Origin of the sequence: Flavobacterium sp. FlaQc-47, assembly GCF_044006475.1 — a bacterium.
In the GTDB taxonomy this organism is placed as follows: domain Bacteria; phylum Bacteroidota; class Bacteroidia; order Flavobacteriales; family Flavobacteriaceae; genus Flavobacterium.
The window spans coordinates 341,300-358,483 of sequence record NZ_JBIPCQ010000005.1; the positions used below are offsets into that span (position 1 = coordinate 341,300).

The 17,184-nt window shown below is 32.9% G+C and carries 16 protein-coding genes; 5 read left to right on the top strand and 11 right to left on the bottom strand.

The window, feature by feature from the left end; translation table 11 throughout:
- Positions 1-44: 44 nt before the first annotated feature.
- The 5 genes from ACHRVX_RS18045 to ACHRVX_RS18065 all read right to left on the bottom strand — a co-directional run bounded on the left by ACHRVX_RS18045 (position 45) and on the right by ACHRVX_RS18065 (position 6,276).
- Positions 45-1,874: an ABC transporter ATP-binding protein gene (locus ACHRVX_RS18045; protein ID WP_395334699.1), complete on the bottom strand. Its 1,830-nt coding sequence runs from the start codon at positions 1,872-1,874 to the stop codon at positions 45-47.
- Positions 1,875-2,912, bottom strand: a complete 1,038-nt coding sequence (locus tag ACHRVX_RS18050) for a YhcG family protein (protein WP_395334701.1) — start codon at positions 2,910-2,912, stop codon at positions 1,875-1,877. It lies immediately after the preceding gene.
- A 4-nt stretch (positions 2,913-2,916) separates the two neighbouring features.
- Entirely contained in the window at positions 2,917-4,644 is a 1,728-nt protein-coding gene (locus ACHRVX_RS18055; protein ID WP_395334876.1) for a phospho-sugar mutase, read from the bottom strand.
- A 124-nt stretch (positions 4,645-4,768) separates the two neighbouring features.
- Complete coding sequence (locus tag ACHRVX_RS18060) at positions 4,769-5,725, bottom strand: glycosyltransferase family 2 protein (protein WP_395334703.1); 957 nt, start codon at positions 5,723-5,725, stop codon at positions 4,769-4,771.
- Between the two features lie 8 nt (positions 5,726-5,733).
- Positions 5,734-6,276 (bottom strand): DUF4199 domain-containing protein, encoded by a 543-nt coding sequence (locus ACHRVX_RS18065; protein WP_395334705.1) that lies wholly within the window; start codon positions 6,274-6,276, stop codon positions 5,734-5,736.
- Between the two features lie 244 nt (positions 6,277-6,520).
- On the opposite strand from ACHRVX_RS18065, the gene ACHRVX_RS18070 reads away from it, so the two are divergent.
- Both ACHRVX_RS18070 and ACHRVX_RS18075 read left to right on the top strand, forming a co-directional pair.
- Positions 6,521-6,772, top strand: coding sequence for a type B 50S ribosomal protein L31 (locus ACHRVX_RS18070; protein ID WP_310282721.1), 252 nt, complete (start codon positions 6,521-6,523; stop codon positions 6,770-6,772).
- Positions 6,773-7,132: 360 nt separating this feature from the next.
- Positions 7,133-8,308, top strand: a complete 1,176-nt coding sequence (locus ACHRVX_RS18075) for a GlmU family protein (protein ID WP_395334707.1) — start codon at positions 7,133-7,135, stop codon at positions 8,306-8,308.
- Between the two features lie 99 nt (positions 8,309-8,407).
- Here ACHRVX_RS18075 and ACHRVX_RS18080 read toward each other — a convergent pair whose 3' ends face one another.
- The 5 genes from ACHRVX_RS18080 to ACHRVX_RS18100 all read right to left on the bottom strand — a co-directional run bounded on the left by ACHRVX_RS18080 (position 8,408) and on the right by ACHRVX_RS18100 (position 11,940).
- Positions 8,408-8,851: a PepSY-like domain-containing protein gene (locus ACHRVX_RS18080; protein WP_395334709.1), complete on the bottom strand. Its 444-nt coding sequence runs from the start codon at positions 8,849-8,851 to the stop codon at positions 8,408-8,410.
- A 142-nt stretch (positions 8,852-8,993) separates the two neighbouring features.
- Positions 8,994-9,455, bottom strand: coding sequence for a PepSY-like domain-containing protein (locus ACHRVX_RS18085; protein WP_395334712.1), 462 nt, complete (start codon positions 9,453-9,455; stop codon positions 8,994-8,996).
- Between the two features lie 25 nt (positions 9,456-9,480).
- Positions 9,481-9,924, bottom strand: coding sequence for a PepSY-like domain-containing protein (locus ACHRVX_RS18090; RefSeq protein WP_395334714.1), 444 nt, complete (start codon positions 9,922-9,924; stop codon positions 9,481-9,483).
- A gap of 73 nt (positions 9,925-9,997) precedes the next feature.
- Entirely contained in the window at positions 9,998-11,269 is a 1,272-nt protein-coding gene (locus ACHRVX_RS18095; protein ID WP_395334716.1) for a histidine kinase dimerization/phospho-acceptor domain-containing protein, read from the bottom strand.
- Entirely contained in the window at positions 11,269-11,940 is a 672-nt protein-coding gene (locus ACHRVX_RS18100) for a response regulator transcription factor (RefSeq protein ID WP_395334718.1), read from the bottom strand. Before ACHRVX_RS18100 ends, ACHRVX_RS18095 begins: the two co-directional genes overlap by 1 nt.
- Before the next feature lie 303 nt (positions 11,941-12,243).
- Between ACHRVX_RS18100 and ACHRVX_RS18105 the strand changes: the two genes are divergently transcribed.
- From ACHRVX_RS18105 to ACHRVX_RS18115, 3 genes are all read left to right on the top strand, one after another.
- Positions 12,244-13,878, top strand: coding sequence for an ABC-F family ATP-binding cassette domain-containing protein (locus tag ACHRVX_RS18105; protein WP_213301707.1), 1,635 nt, complete (start codon positions 12,244-12,246; stop codon positions 13,876-13,878).
- Between the two features lie 218 nt (positions 13,879-14,096).
- The gene (locus ACHRVX_RS18110; protein ID WP_395334721.1) at positions 14,097-15,248 is read left to right on the top strand and encodes a porin; all 1,152 of its coding nucleotides are present in this window, start codon (positions 14,097-14,099) and stop codon (positions 15,246-15,248) included.
- A gap of 21 nt (positions 15,249-15,269) precedes the next feature.
- The gene (locus tag ACHRVX_RS18115; RefSeq protein WP_395334723.1) at positions 15,270-16,700 is read left to right on the top strand and encodes an anion permease; all 1,431 of its coding nucleotides are present in this window, start codon (positions 15,270-15,272) and stop codon (positions 16,698-16,700) included.
- 3 nt (positions 16,701-16,703) lie between these two features.
- Here ACHRVX_RS18115 and ACHRVX_RS18120 read toward each other — a convergent pair whose 3' ends face one another.
- Positions 16,704-16,988, bottom strand: coding sequence for a GNAT family N-acetyltransferase (locus tag ACHRVX_RS18120; protein WP_395334878.1), 285 nt, complete (start codon positions 16,986-16,988; stop codon positions 16,704-16,706).
- Positions 16,989-17,184: the final 196 nt, after the last annotated feature.

Consider the following 17,184-nt stretch of genomic DNA (forward strand, 5'->3'; position numbering starts at 1 on the left):
AAAGTTCAAAGCATCAAAGGTTTTAAAGCTTAGAGAGTAATAAACTACGACTCAAAAGACTGCATCATAATTAACTTATTGTAAGTTCCGTTATGTGCGATCAATTCATCATGAGTTCCTTGCTCCACTATTTTTCCCTTTTGCATTACGACGATTAAATCTGCTTTCTGAATAGTCGAAAGTCGGTGTGCAATTACGATAGAAGTTCTGTTTTGCATCATATTCTCTAAAGCCTCCTGAACAAATTTCTCACTTTCCGTATCTAATGCTGATGTAGCTTCATCCAAGATCATAATTGGAGGATTTTTCAATACCGCACGTGCAATTGATAAACGTTGCTTTTGACCGCCGGAAATATTATTCCCGCTGTCTCCAATATTGGTGTAAATTCCTAATGGTAAGTCTTTTACAAACTCAAAGGCATTGGCGATTTTTAGCGCTGCGATAATTTCATCATCAGTTGCATCAAGTTTCCCTAATAAAATATTTGCTTTTATGGTATCATTAAACAAGATGCTATCCTGAGTAACTAATCCCATCAATCCCCGAAGCGATTGCAAATTAAGGTCTTTAATATTGATTCCATCAATAGAAATTGTTCCGTCATTTACATCATAAAAACGAGTCAGCAAGTTTGCAATCGTACTTTTTCCACTTCCGGACTGACCAACAAGTGCAACAGTCTGACCTTTTTTAATTTGAAGCGAAAAGTCTTTTAAAACCGTTTCGTCTTTATATTTAAAGTTGATATTCTGAACACTTATAACGTCATCAAAAGTTGTTTTTTCGATTGCTTTATCTTTTGATGTTATTGTATTTTCCTGTTCTAAAATTTCAAGAACGCGTTCTGCTGCTGCATTTCCTCTTTTTACTCCGTAAGAAGCTTTAGAAATTGCTTTTGCAGGAGTAAGGATATTATACGCTAATCCCATGTAAGCTATAAATGAAGGGCCACTTAAAGTCTTGTCAATCAAAACCATTTGACCTCCGTACCACAATAAAATAGCAATAACCGTAATTCCCATAAACTCACTCGCAGGCGAAGCTAAATTCTGGCGATTGCCTATAGTATTTGATAAATTGAAAAAACGTTCCGTTGAATTTTGAAAAACAGTATTGAAATAGTTTTCAGAATTATATCCTTTTACCACTTTCAATCCACCAATAGTTTCTTCGATTGTCGATAAAAAAGTACCTTGTTCTTCTTGCGCTTTTGTCGATTGTTTTTTAAGTTGTTTTCCAATTAATGAAATAATGTAACCTGAAATCGGAATAAAAATAAAAACAAATAACGTTAGTTTGGTGCTGATAATCAGCATTGTTGTTATCGTAAAAATTATTGTTAAAGGTTCTTTTACAATAAGTTCCAATATTGCTAAAAATGAGTTTTGAACCTCATTTACATCTGCAGAAATTCTGGAAATCACGTCTCCTTTTCTTTTCTCAGAATAGAAAGCTAACGGAAGTTCCAGTGTTTTTTTATACATAGCATTTCGCATGTCTTTTAAAACACCATTTCGTAAAAAAGTAATAAAAAACATAGCTAAATAATCTGCTAAGTTTTTTAATAAGAAGATCGAGATTATAATAGTTACCATTATAGCTAAAATATAACCCGGATCATGATCACCTTTTGTTGTGGTGATGTAATAGCTTAAGTAATCTTCACCATATTGCTGAAGTTTTAAAATTCCCTGATATACCGGTTTTATTTTTCTCGCCTTTGTCTGGTCAAATAATACCTGAAGCATTGGTATTAAAGCGACAAAGGAAAGTGTACTGAAAAGTGCATATAAAACATTGAAAAAAATGTTTAAGAATGCGTATTTTTTATACGGATATATAAAAGGGACTATTTTTTTGAAAGTACTCATTTATTTGTGGATGTTATTTTCTGCTATGGCAATCGCTCTTTCGAGTTTTTCCAGCAATAATTTTTTTTCTGGTAATTGGGTTAAATAAGCTGAAACTTTGATTTGTTCATCGTTATCAAGCATTAAATAATTGATTTGTTCAGGAGATTTTTCACTGCACAAAATTAATCCAATTGGTTTGTTTTCACCTTCTTTTTGTTCGTTTTTCTCTAACCAACGTAAATAAAGTTCCATTTGGCCTTTATAACCTGCTTTAAATTTTCCTAGTTTTAAGTCAATTGCAACCAATCGGCGTAAGCCTCGATGATAAAAAAGTAAATCGATATAGAAATCTTCATCGTCGATTGTTATTCTTTTTTGGCGGGCAAGAAAAGCAAATTCGCTTCCCATTTCGGTAATGAAATTTTGTAATTGAGCTAAGATTGAACTTTCTAAATCTTTCTCAGAATAACTATCATGTAATCCTAGAAAGTCAAGGAAATAAGGATCGCGAAAAGTTAAATCAGGACTAATTTGTTTTTCGTTTTTTAATGACGCTAAGTCATTAAGGATAGTTTGTTCGGGCTTTTTACTAATAGCGGTTCTTTCAAAAAGCATACTGTCAATACGTTCCTGCAAAGTCCTTACGCTCCATCTTTCATGAACGCTCATTTGAATGTAAAACTCCCGTTTTATATTGTTTTCAATATATATTAAAGTTCTAATATGAGACCAACTCAATTGTGCACACACTGTGTGCACAATTGTAAAGTCTTGAAAAACAGTATTTAACTTGATGAAACTGTGTATGTTTCTTTTGTTGAACCCGGTTCCATATCTTATAGAAAGTTTCTCACTTAAATTTTTAATAAGTTTCTTTCCATAATCTGCTCTATCGTTTTTTAGAATCTCTTCATTTATGGTTTTTCCAATTTTCCAATATAATAAGGTCAATTCCTGATTCACCGTTTTGGCAACAAAATGACGCGTCTGATCTATTAATCCAATGATTGAATTTAATAGTTCGGGCTGATCATTTGTTTCCGGTTTGTCACTCATTTTTTTATTTCAAATGCATTCCTGCAATGATATTTTGTATTTTTTCGTCTAAGAAACTTTCTGCGGCGTCAAAATTAGTGACCGAATCTAATTCTGCATTAACACTAATGTAGAATTTAATTTTAGGTTCAGTTCCGCTTGGTCTTGCACAAATTTTAGAACCATCTTCTGTATAATAAATCAATACGTTCGATTTCGGAATATCCATTGTGGATTCTTCACCAGTCAATAAATTCAAAGCAATTGATGATTGATAATCCTCTACCATAATTACTCTTTGTCCGCTAATTTCTTTCAAAGGATTTTCACGTAAATCAATCATCATCTGAGTGATTTCCTGTAAACCTTCAATTCCTTTTTTAGTTAATGAAACCAGGTACTCTTTATAAAAACCATTTTCAACATACAATTGTAAAAGTTCTTTGTAAACACTGCTTCCTGCTGCTTTTGCCTGAGCTGCAACTTCGCAGATTAATAAAGTAGCGGCAACAGCATCTTTGTCTCTTACGGCGTCACCAACCATAAAACCAAAGCTTTCCTCGCCACCTCCAATAAATTCGAGTTCCGGAAAATCCTTAATCATTTTGGCAATCCATTTAAAACCGGTCAAACCCACTTTGCATTCAACGCCATAGCTGGATGCTAATTCCATCATCATAGGAGTGGAAACAATTGTAGAACCTACGAATTGTTTACCGTTAATTTTACCTGCTTTTTTCCATTGTTTCAATAAAAAAGAAGTCATCAAAATCATGGTTTGATTTCCGTTAAGCAAAATCATTTTACCATCATTATTTCTCACCGCAACACCAAGACGATCACAGTCAGGATCAGTTCCCACTACAATGTCAGAATTTGTTTTATCGGCAAGAGCCAAAGCCATAGTCAGAGCTTCAGGTTCTTCAGGATTTGGAGATTTTACTGTTGGAAAATTCCCGTCCGGAACAGCTTGTTCCGGTACAATATGAACATTTTTGTAACCTGCCTGCGATAAAGTATCAGGAATAGATTTTATTGACGTTCCGTGTAACGAAGTAAAAACAATCTGAAGATTATCTTTGGCTTCAGCCGGAGTATTAAAACTTGCGTTTTCTATAGATGATTTTATAAAAGCTTTATCAATTTCAGTATCAATATATTGAATCAGGCTTTCGTTAGCGTTGAATTTAATTTTGTCGTAATCAAGATTCTCGATTACATTAATAATCGCTGCATCTTCCGGAGGAACAATTTGTCCGCCATCTTCCCAGTATACTTTATAACCGTTATATTCCGGTGGATTATGTGAAGCTGTTAAAACAATTCCGCATTGACAGCCTAAATATTTAAGCGCAAAAGACAATTCAGGAGTAGGACGTAAATCAGAAAATAAATAAACCTGAATTCCGTTAGCCGAGAAAACATCAGCCACAACTTTTGCAAGCGTGTTACTGTTGTGACGACAATCGTAAGCAATAACAACCTTTAAAGGTTTGTTAGGGAAAACCTGGTGTAAATAATCAGATAATCCCTGAGTATTTTTTCCAAGCGTATATTTGTTAATTCTGTTGTTTCCAACGCCCATGACACCGCGCATTCCGCCAGTTCCAAATTCCAGATTTTTATAAAAACTTTCCTCAAGTTCTTTTGGCGATGTAGTCATTAATTTCTTAACGGCAGCTTGTGTATCATTATCAAATGTAGGGGTCAGCCATTCGTTTACAGCATTCAAAATATTAGGTGCTATATTCATCATTCGTATATTTTTATGTTTATAATAATTTTCAGGAGCTATTTCCTGCTGTCATTCCAATCTTTTTTATCCGCCAAAGCAGATAAAAAAGGATTTTCCCTTCCATCAGGGCTAGGGATTTGTGTTAAAAATTAACCTCTCGGGCAACTTTATAACGTGGTTCATTACTTTTAGTTCTCAAAATAATTTCTCCCAGAAAACCTGCAAGAAATAATTGAGTTCCTAAAATCATAGTTGTTAATGCAATAAAAAACCATGGATTACTTGTTATTAAGCTATATTTCATTCCGTTATACATATGGTATAATTTAGAAATACCAATATATCCGGTTGATAAAAATCCAATGATAAACATCACTGAACCCATTGCGCCAAATAAGTGCATAGGTCTTTTGCCAAATCTTGACAAAAACCAAATTGTAATTAAATCCAGAAAACCGTTTATAAAACGCTCCATTCCAAATTTTGTTTCGCCATATTTACGAGCCTGATGAATCACGACTTTTTCACCAATTTTCCCAAAACCCGCATTTTTGGCCAAAACAGGAATATAACGGTGCATTTCGCCCGAAACTTCTATGTTTTTTACAACCGTATTTTTATATGCTTTTAATCCGCAGTTAAAATCATTCAATTCAACTCCGGAAGTTTTTCTTGCCGCCCAGTTAAACAACTTTGACGGAAGATTTTTTGCTACCACAGAGTCGTAACGTTTCTTTTTCCAGCCGGAAACCAAATCAAATTTTTCAGCCGTAATCATTTCGTATAATCCGGGGATTTCGTCCGGACTATCTTGTAAATCGGCATCCATTGTAATAATTACATCGCCCTTTGCTTTTGCAAAACCAGCATGTAAAGCCTGTGATTTTCCAAAGTTTTTCATGAAACGAATTCCTTTTACATGAGGATTTTCAATAGAGAAACTTTCAATAATATTCCAGGAATCATCCGTACTTCCATCATCTACAAAAATGATTTCATAAGAGTAATTATTAGATTGCATCACTTTAATGATCCACGAATAGAGTTCCTTTAGTGATTCCTCCTCATTAAGAAGCGGTATAAGTATAGATAAATTCATTTAAATTTTTATAAACTTTGAGTTTTGTTATTCTTTATAATTGCTCCTATAAGTGACGAATACAATAATCCGAAGAAAGAGTACATCACAAGCGTTACAGGAAAAACAATTGCAGGATTCATGAATTTTTTAATCATAGAAACTCCCATCTCCATTTCTTTCGCTGTCATTTCAGGGTTTTTGGCAAGCATTCCTTCTTTAGAAATATCAATCATTTCGTTTATGAACTCAGGAAAAATCAAATTAAAAATCACACTAAAAGCGGCGTAAACAAAAGCAGCAACAAAAGTGATTGAAATTCCAACTTTTAAACATTCACTAAAAGAAATAAAACCATTATTGATATTTTTCTTATAATTAGTACAACCTATATATATAAACAAGATTGGTAATACAAGATAGTTGCCTATGTTTACAATTGTACCAATACTGGAATTTACCAGCGATTTCATACCTATTATATACATGATAACAAATTCTAAAACCATAATAACACCAAACAAAACACCATATAGTATTGATGATTTAGCAGGAGAAGTATTTTTTTCCATAAAACGATGATTTATTAATCCACAAATATAGCAATTCCCAATATAATCAGAGATAAAAAAAGCTTTTTGAATTTAACTAAAAAAAAGTGAGCTAAACATTTGAATATTAAAAAAGAATTGTAAATTTGCAAACTCAAATAATTAAACGTTTTAAACAAAAAAAGAGTATCCTTTGTTTACACCTTTTTCTAACCACGGAAAAGCTTCAAAATAAAAATACTCCAAACAATAAATAAAAGAAAAGATGAAAAAAGGAATTCACCCAGAAAATTACAGATTAGTTGCATTTAAAGACATGTCAAATGACGAAGTTTTTATCACTAAATCTACTGCAGATACAAAAGAAACAATTGAAGTTGACGGAGTTGAGTATCCAGTTGTAAAAATGGAGATTTCCAGAACATCTCACCCTTTTTATACTGGTAAATCTAAACTTATCGATACTGCAGGACGTATTGATAAATTCAAAACTAAATACGCTAAACACGCTAAATAATAAAAGCTGTTTTTACTTATATAAAGCCTTCCAATTTGGGAGGCTTTTTTTTTTGAGAATTATTTAACCGCAATGTGCGCAAAGTTTTTTTATTTCAGGTTGTACTAGTACCGAAAAGTTCGCAACGCTTTGTGAATATTTACTTTGCGAGCTTTGCGTAAAACCTTTGCGGGCTTTGCGGTTAAATGATTACCAATATAAAAAAAATATAATTCTGGACAATATTTTAGTAGTGTCTCTAAAAAAAAGCAACTATTTTTTGGTTTGAATTAATGTGCATTTAATGAAAACGCATAAATATTTGTAACTTTGAACCCGATAACCAAATCAAGTTTTTAACAAGTACCAAATTTAATATTTATGAATTACATTCTTTTTGACGGTCCCGTCCGGAATGCTTTACTCCCTTTTACTTTTACTAGACCTGTTGCTGATATATTAATTGGAATAATGACCATTCGCCAGAAATGGGAAACGCGTTTAGGTTCGACAATAACAACTATTACCGAAGAATATCTGTCAGAGAAATTCCCGATGGTTGAATTAGAAGAGAATGTTATGATCAATGCAGCGTATTTACCAAATGATACGCTTGCGGAAATGGTTTCTGACTTAAAAGAAAATCAGGCGATTTTTAAGGGCGATGATGTAATTGCTTTTTTTACCAATGAGAATCAGGAAGAAGTAGATTTTGACACTTACGAAATCATTCAGTATAATGGTGAAGCTTTAACTGTAGAACATACATGGGATATTTTCTCTAAAAATGATGCTGCAATTCGTGAAGACTTTATTTATTTGACTGAAGACAGAAAATCACAGCCAATCCCAAAAAGTGTAAATGTTATTGCGCCCGAAAATATATTTATTGAAGAAGGAGCAAAATTAGAATTTGTTACCCTGAATGCTTCAAACGGTCCGATATATATAGGTAAGAATAGTGAAATTATGGAAGGAACCGTAATTCGTGGTCCTTTTGCTTTATGCGAAAATGCACAGGTAAAATTAAACGCAAAAGTTTACGGAGCAACAACAGTTGGACCTGGATCAAGAATAGGAGGAGAGGTTAAAAATTCCGTTCTTTTTGCAAATTCAAACAAAGGACATGACGGATTTTTAGGAGATTCGGTTTTAGGTGAATGGTGTAATATTGGTGCAGACAGTAATAACTCAAATTTAAAAAACAATTACGAAGAAGTGAAGTTGTGGAGCTATGAAACAGAAGGTTTTTCTAAAACAGGACTTCAATTTTGTGGATTAATGATGGGAGATCATAGTAAATGCGGAATCAATACGATGTTCAATACCGGAACTGTAGTAGGAGTGAGTGCTAATATTTTTGGAAGTGGTTTTCCCCGCAATTTTGTCCCAAGTTTCTCATGGGGCGGAGCAGCAGGTTTTACAACTTATATTACTAAAAAAGCTTTTGAAACTGCGAGATTAGTTATGGGAAGACGAAACATAGATTTTGATGCGACAGAAGCAGCAATACTGGAACATATTTTTGAGGAAACTAAAAAGTGGAGAAAAGATTAATTTAATTTAGATAATTAGTCAATTTGATAATGTGATAATTTAGTAAATCCGACAGGTTTTTAAAGCCTGTCGGATTTTTGTTTTTAAATTAAATACTACTTATTTGTCGATTTTTGTAAAATCTCCCTTTAATGTAAATTTTAATTCTAAACCATTGGTAAGTTTTGTTTCATAACCGGAAGTTCCTATTTCTATTTTGGTTATTTTTTCTTTGCGAAAGTTATCTTTCACATAAGAAGCAATTTTTTTCGGGATAATAGAGGAAGGGATTTTAGAATTTTCACCATCAACTTCTTTCCAGTTTCCTTTTTTATCAAATTCAATTTCCAGTTTATCATTAAATTGAACTTTATATTCTGTAGAAAGAATTTCTTTGTCCTCTATTATATAACTTGGTTTTTTTGATCCAAAATGGGTTTTTAGGAAAGCTTGAGCATTTGCCGGTAAAGCTTCTTTTTTAATTATTGTTTTTTGTGCATTTGCTGAAAGTCCAAATACTAATCCTGCTATTAGACAAACAGTAAAGTTTAATTTCGTTCTCATATAGTACTGATTTTTGATTCTTATACAAGATAAGATTATATTTTTAAAAATGTAAGAATATTGATTTAAATTAAAAAACGTAATGGCTTAAAAAAAGCCCTGAAATTAAATTCAGAGCTTTTGGTTTTATGTAGTTGCGCCTTTATTTATCAATTCGAATAAAATTTCCCTGAAGATCAAATACCACTTCTATATTGTTAGAAAGTTCAACTTCAATAAATGTTTTTTCATTGTCAATTGAAGTTACAGATTGATTGGGATAATTTGTCATTACATAAGTATTGATTTTTTCCGGAATCAACTCAACAGGAATTGCCTGATGATTTCCGTCAATATCGACCCAATTTCCATTGGCATCAAAATCAATTTCAAAACCATTTGTTAAATAAACATCATAGATAGATCCATCTGCGTCTGGTTTGTCCTGTTTTTTTATTACCTGATAAGTAGTATTAGCGAAATATGTTGTTATAAAAATACTTGCCGTTTGCGGTAAGTCCGTAGCTGTAATTACTGTTTCGCGATCGTCGTCATCGCTGTCACAAGATGTTGTAGTAACTAAAAGTGCCAAAGCGATAAAACCGGATAATAATATTTTTTTCATGATTGGATGTTTTAATAGAGAATGCTTAATTGTCAATTCTTAAAAAGTTGCCTTTTGAGTTAAATTCAAGTTCCAGACCATTGTTTATATTTACTTCATAACCTTTGTAGTCTTTGCTGATTTTAGTTACGGCTGTAGTTGCAAAATTTGCTTTTACATAAGAGGCTATTGCTTTAGGAACTATTGCGGCAGGAATTGAAGTGTGATTTCCATCTACTTCTTCCCAATTTCCTTTTGCATCAAATTCGACTTCAATATTATTTGCGAATTGTACTTTATAATCTGTCGAGAAAGTTTCTTTGTCCTTAATAATATAAGTAGGTTCTTGCCCTGCAAAGTGAGTTTTTAAAAATGTTTGCGCATTTACAGGCAAAGCAGCTTTTGTAATGGTTGTTTTTTGAGCATTTGCTGAAAATCCAAATGCTAATCCTGCAAGCAAACAGAAGGCTGGGTTTAATTTCGTTTTCATAATTGTATATTTAAATTCTGATACAAGATTAAGACCTGAATTTGGAAACAATTAGGAAAAAATAATAAAAAGACTACTTTTTTGGAAAAATAATTTTAAACTGATGGTTTTCGGTAAACAGGTATTCTATAGTAATGGAATAATTGTTTATAATAGATTTTACTATCGATAATCCTAAACCGGTTGATTCATTAGTGGTAGTATGGCGATATAATCTGTTGAAAATTACTTCCGGATTTAATGGAGAATTATTGCCGCTATTTGAAATTAGGATCTCATTTTTATTAATGATAAAGTTTACAAAACCATTTGGATGATTATGGATTATGGCGTTTTTTAATAAATTGCTAATCAGTGCTATTGCTAATCCTTTGTTCATCATGAAATACAACGAATCATTTTGGATCACTGTAATTTTTACTTTCTTATACTCTGATAAATCATCATAATCATCAGCTAATAGTAAAATAAGCTCATTAAAATCAATATTTTTTTCTTCAGAAAATTGCTGGTTTTCTATTTTGGATAACATTAATAAGGATTTATTCAATTTAGTTAATCGATTTAATGTGTCCGTTATTTTTCCTAATTCCATCATTTGTTCATCAGGAAGTATATTATTCTCAGCAAATAATTCAAGTTTATTAATGCTTATTGCCAGAGGAGTTTGTAATTCATGTGAAGCGTTTTCAATAAATTGCTTCTGGCTGGAATATATCATTTCATTTCGGGTCAACATCTTTTCGACTTCTTTTTCCAGACTAATAAATTCATCTATCGAAGAATTTATAGGTTTTAATTTGCTGCCGGTTCCTAATTTAATTTCTTTTAGGTTTTCTAAAATAACATGAAATGATTTCCAGATTCTTTTTAAAAGTAAACGGTTTACCAGTAATATACTGATAACAAGCATCACATATAAACCTATTAATGCTAAAAACAAATCCTCCAGTAACTCATCTTCTTCAACGATCGAAGCTTTTATGATTAATTCGTATGAGTTGCCTTTTTCATCATCAAATACAGTTTTTAAGGTTCTGATAGGTTCATTGTCATTGTCATATTCCATAAATTCTTTTGAAGTTGAAAATTCCTCTTTATGAGAATATTGACCTTTTGGAAGTGGTTTTATCGTGAATTTATTGATTCCGAAGTCTGGTGAATTCAATAATTCCTTGTTTGCAAAAGCATGACGGACGATTATAATTTTAGAATTTTTTAAATCATCATCTATATTGTCATACACTTCATCCAGAATTAGCACATAAAAAATTCCTGCCCAAATTGGGATTACAAGCAATAATGTTATGGCAAGATAGCGAAGTGTATAGTTTTGTAATTTCATCAATTCATTTTATAACCAATACCGTAAACTGCCTGAATATCAATTTCGGCATTACTGTCTTTTAGTTTTTTTCGTAAATTTTTAATCTGCGAATATACAAAATCTAAATTGTCGGCCTGATCCGTATGATCTCCCCAGACATATTCCGCAATAGCGGTTTTATTAATTAATCGGTTGGGATTGATGATGAAATAATAAAGCAAATCAAATTCCTTTCTGTTTAAAATTAATGCTTCGTCGTCAATAGAAACAGTTCTTTGTTCCGGAAAAAGTGTTACGTTTTTCCAGGCAATAAAATTATCGCCATTATGATTGTTTCTGCGAATTGCCGATTTGATTCTGGCATGTAATTCAGATAAATGAAAAGGTTTACTCAAATAATCATCTGCGCCTAAATCCAGCCCTTTAACCTTATCATCAACAGCATCTTTTGCCGAAATTATAATAACTGCACTTTGCTTTTTTTGTCTTTTTAATTCCTGAAGTAAGTCCAGACCATTTCCGTTAGGCAGCATAATATCGATTAAAATACAATCATAATCATATGCGCCTAATTTGTCTAATCCTGAAATATAGTCATGTGCAGTTTCTACTATGTATTTTTCTTTTTCAAGTGATTGTTGCACCACCTCACGTAAACCAGCTTCATCTTCTATTATTAAAATTTTCATACTTGCCTGTTTTATGTATCTCAAATATAAGAATACGAGTTCAAATTAAACCTCTGTTTCTGGAAACATTTGGGAATTTTGACAGACTTCTTAGATTGTTGGATTTTTAGATTTCTTAGATTTTGAAGTGTACCGCTTAATGTTTAGTGTTTTTTTTGATAATTTCTAAAAGTCTAAGAAGTCTAACGCTCTAAAATCTTAAATTCTCATTGGCACATTATCTAATTAAAATCTATCTTTGCACCACGAAAAAAAGGATAGTCAACTAAACGATTAACCGATTAAACAAATTCACAGAAAGTAATGATTACAGTTAACGATATTTCGGTTCAGTTTGGTGGAACTACATTATTTAGCGATGTTTCTTTTGCTATAAATGAAAATGATAAAATTGCCCTTATGGGTAAAAACGGTGCGGGTAAATCGACGCTTTTAAAAATAATTGCAGGTCAAAGCAAACCCTCTACCGGAAGTATCTCTGCCCCAAAAGATGCTATTGTGGCCTATTTGCCTCAGCATTTACTAACGCAGGATGGCGCAACTGTAATGGAAGAAGCATCAAAAGCTTTTGGTGAAATCTTTAAAATGAAAGCTGAAATTGATGAAATCAACGAACAATTAACCGTTCGTACTGATTATGAAAGTGATGCTTACATGAAATTAATCGAAAGAGTTTCAGACTTAAGCGAGAAATTTTATGCAATCGAAGAAGTAAATTACGAAGCTGAAGTTGAGAAAATCTTAGTTGGTTTAGGTTTTGAACGCGAGGATTTTACACGTCAGACATCTGAATTTTCAGGAGGATGGAGAATGCGTATTGAGCTGGCAAAAATTTTACTTCAAAAGCCGGATTTGATTTTACTGGATGAGCCAACCAACCACATGGATATTGAAAGTATTCAATGGCTGGAAGATTTTTTATTGACTCAGGCAAAAGCAGTTGTTGTAATTTCCCACGATAGAGCATTTGTTGATAATATCACGAATCGTACAATTGAGGTTACGATGGGAAGAATTTACGATTATAAAGCAAAATATTCTCATTATTTAGAGTTAAGAAAAGACCGTCGTATTCACCAGCAAAAAGCATACGATGAACAGCAAAAAATGATTGCTGATAACAGAACTTTTATAGATCGTTTTAAAGGAACATTCTCTAAAACAGATGCCGTTCAGTCACGTGTTAAAATGCTTGAAAAACTGGTTATTGTACAAGTTGATGAAGTGGATAACTCCGCTTTGAAATTAAAATTCCCTCCGGCAGCGCGTTCAGGACAATATCCGGTTGTAGTCAAAGAGCTTTCTAAATCTTACGGGGATCATGTTGTTTTTAAAGATGCCAATATTGTTATCGAAAGAGGTGAAAAAGTAGCTTTTGTAGGTAAAAACGGAGAAGGAAAATCGACAATGATCAAAGCGATCATGAAAGAAATAGGTATCGATGAAGGAAGTGTAGAAATTGGTCATAATTCACAAATTGGATATTTTGCCCAAAATCAGGCTTCATTATTAGATGAAAATGCTACAATCTTTGAAACTATCGATGCAATTGCAGTTGGAGATGTAAGAACTCAGATTAAAAATATTCTTGGAGCTTTTATGTTTCAGGGCGATGATATTACTAAAAAGGTAAAAGTGCTTTCAGGAGGAGAAAAAACACGTTTGGCAATGATTAAATTATTGCTTGAACCAGTGAATTTATTGATTCTGGATGAGCCTTCAAATCACCTGGATATGAAGACTAAAGATATTATTAAAGATGCATTGCGTGACTTTGACGGAACTTTAATTCTGGTTTCTCACGATCGTGATTTCCTTGATGGATTAGCAACTAAAGTTTTTGAGTTTGGAAACAAACGTGTGAAAGAACATTTTGAAGATGTTGCCGGTTTCTTGGCACACAAAAAAATGGATTCTATGAAAGAGATCGAAAAGTAATTCTACTTACATAAATAGTAAAAAGCACAAGTTAATTCTTGTGCTTTTTTGTTTATGTTAAAATCTGCGATATTATTTTAGTGATATTTTTTTTACAAGACGTTATATTTTTTCTTATTTTGGTAAGATATTTTAGAGAACTACGCATTCCAGATATTCTTATCTGAGAGATTTTGTAAAAACGGGGAATAAAAGCCTAATTTTTAATTATGGAATTTATGAATAAAATTTTACTGCTAAAAATTGTTTTTATCCTTTTAATATTACCGCTTTTCATGAATGCTCAAACTGCGACAACTCAAAAAGCAGAAGATTCGGAAAGTGTTATTAAATATCCCCAATTTCAGTTTAAAGGACTTTTGCAGGCAAGATATTTAGAAAGTTTTGGTGATAATGTAGATGTTACAGGATTGCAGCATTCTACAGGAGAAGTTACTCAAAGTTCATTTGATATTAAAAGAATGCGAGTTGGTTTAAATACTAAATTAAGCGAAGCCACAGAAGTTGTGATTCTGGTTAATCTTGCTGATTTTAAATCAGATACAAAAGGGAAAGTACTTGAAAATGCATACGGAAAATATACTTTTAATAAATATATTGCTTTAACAGGAGGTCAGTTTCGTCCCGCATTTGGTATTGAGGAATTAGTTCCTGTAGATATTATAAAGTCATTTGATTTCTCGAATCAGTATTATGAATTCGGGAAAAATGGCTGGACGAGTTTTCAAATTGGCGCCTCGGCAAACGGGGTTTTTGATATTGGAAAAATCCCGGTTAGTTATGCTGTTTCTATTTTAAACGGAAACGGAAAAAATCAGGAAATGGACAATGATAACGGAAAGCAATATTCAACTAGATGGGTTTTTGAATTGTCTCAAAAACATAAAATAAATATAGGATTAAACGGCGGTATCGGAAAAAGATCACAAGAAAAAGTATTTGCTCTGGGTGCTGATATTACAAGTGATTTTAGACTAACTGACAGGTTTACTTTTGATTTGCAAATCGAATATAAGCAAGGAACAAATCATAATTTGTATTTTTCTTTACCTGTTGATGGCAGAACTTCAAATGTTGACGATTACCAAATGCGTGGAGTTTATTTCCTGCCTAATTTGAGATATGTGGTTGATTATAAAAAATTAACTTCGCTGGAATTATCATGTCGATATGAATCTTTTGATAATAATTATAAAGTAAATTCGAATGTACGCCAAACATTTACTCCAATGATCAGTCTGGAATTTGGTAAAGCTTATTTAGGACGTATCGAAATGGGATTTGAAATTGATCGATACGATAAAAACATTCCAGACACTTCCTTTTATGATGATGAATTATTTCTGATTCAAATACAACTCCGACTTTAATTTAACTTAATTCCCGCTTTTATGAAAGAAGTAAAAATTCCTCAAACCCTGATTACGCTGGCAGTTGGAATTGCAATTTGGTTAATTCCTGCACCGGACGGTGTTGTAATTGAAGCCTGGCATTTGTTTGCAATTTTTGTGGCAACAATTCTTGGAATTATTTTAAAGGCTGCGCCTATGGGAACCATGTGTATGATTGCAATTGCATTAACGGCATTCTCTCAGGTTTTAGCTCCTGGCGAAGCTGGAAAATCAATTACTCTGGCATTGAGAGGTTTTGGAGATAAAGTGATTTGGCTTATCGGAATTTCGTTTTTTATTGCCAGAGGTTTTATCAAGACAGGTTTAGGAAACCGAATTGCTTTTTTGTTTATTCGAATATTCGGGAAAAGTTCATTAGGATTGGCTTATGGCTTAGGATTAGCTGATTTGGTTTTGGCTCCCGCCGTACCAAGTAATACCGCAAGGGGAGGAGGGATTATTTATCCTATTATGAAATCAATGGCAATGAGTTTTGGCTCGATGCCGGATCAGCCTGAAACCCATAGAAAATTAGGATCCTATTTAACGCTAAGCAGCTATAATGCGAATTTAATTGCTTCGTCTATGTTTTTGACAGGAACGGCAAGTAACCCCATGTGTCAAAAATTCGCCCTTAATTTAGGAATTAAGATAAGTTGGATTTCGTGGGCAACTGCGGCAATTGTTCCGGGTTTGGTGGCTTTTTTTGTAATTCCGTTAGTTTTATATAAAATTTATCCGCCAGAATTAAAGAAAACCGGAGACGCTCCGCAAATTGCGGCTCAAAAGCTAAAAGAGATGGGGGCAATAACCCGTAATGAATGGATGATGTTGCTGACTTTCTTTATCTTATTATTTCTCTGGATGACAGGTGATTTATTTTCTATCGATGCAACAACAACTGCATTTATTGGCTTGGTCATTTTATTGCTTACGTCAGTCTTAACGTGGGAAGATGTAAAAGCCGAAAAAGGTGCTTGGGATACCATTGTATGGTTTTCGGTTTTGGTAATGATGGCGAGTTCGCTTAACGAATTAGGATTTATTGGTTGGTTCAGTAATTTGGTAAAAGCCGAAATTGGCGGTTTAAGCTGGCAAATGGCTTTCCCAATTATTATATTGGTCTACTTTTTTAGTCATTATCTTTTTGCCAGTGCAACCGCACACGTTGCGGCAATGTATGCGGCTTTGCTTGGCGTAGGGGTTTCGCTTGGAATTCCGGGATTACTTTTAGCCTTTATGTTGGGTTTTGTAGGGTCCATTTATGGAACTTTAACGCATTACGGTCATGGTCCGGCACCTGTTTTCTTTGGGAGCGGCTATGTTGACTTAAAAAGCTGGTGGGTCAAAGGGCTAGTCACCGGATTAACAATGTTACTTATTTACATGGTTATCGGTGGGCTGTGGCTGAGACTTATTGGTTATTTTTAAAATTTAAATTCGAATTCCCGGTGGAAGTAGTTCTTTATACACAGGATTTTTTTTAATGAATAATACAATTCTGGGATGAATGGGCATTAATTTGAATTTCTTTTCAATGATAATGTCCATAATGTTTTTAAGCACTTGATCAATTAAAGCTTGATTTTCATACCCTTCAGGTTTGTTGATTTTTGTCAGGAAAATTTTCTTTTCCTGAAATGAATATTCAACAGAAAGTAATCCTTCAGGGACTATGGTTTCAAATTGTCTTGCAAAAGTGTTGTCTTTGATTTCCATAGTTTCAATAGGTTCCATATTAGTCATGTTTTGGGGATTGAATTAAAAAATAATAGAAAAAGAACGTTCATAAATATTATCGAACAAACCTTTGGAAAATTTGTTAAATAATGGTTATTATGACTACAAAGGTAATCATTTGATTTTCAATATAAAATTATTTTTGATGAGGTAATAGATGTTTAACATTTAGAGT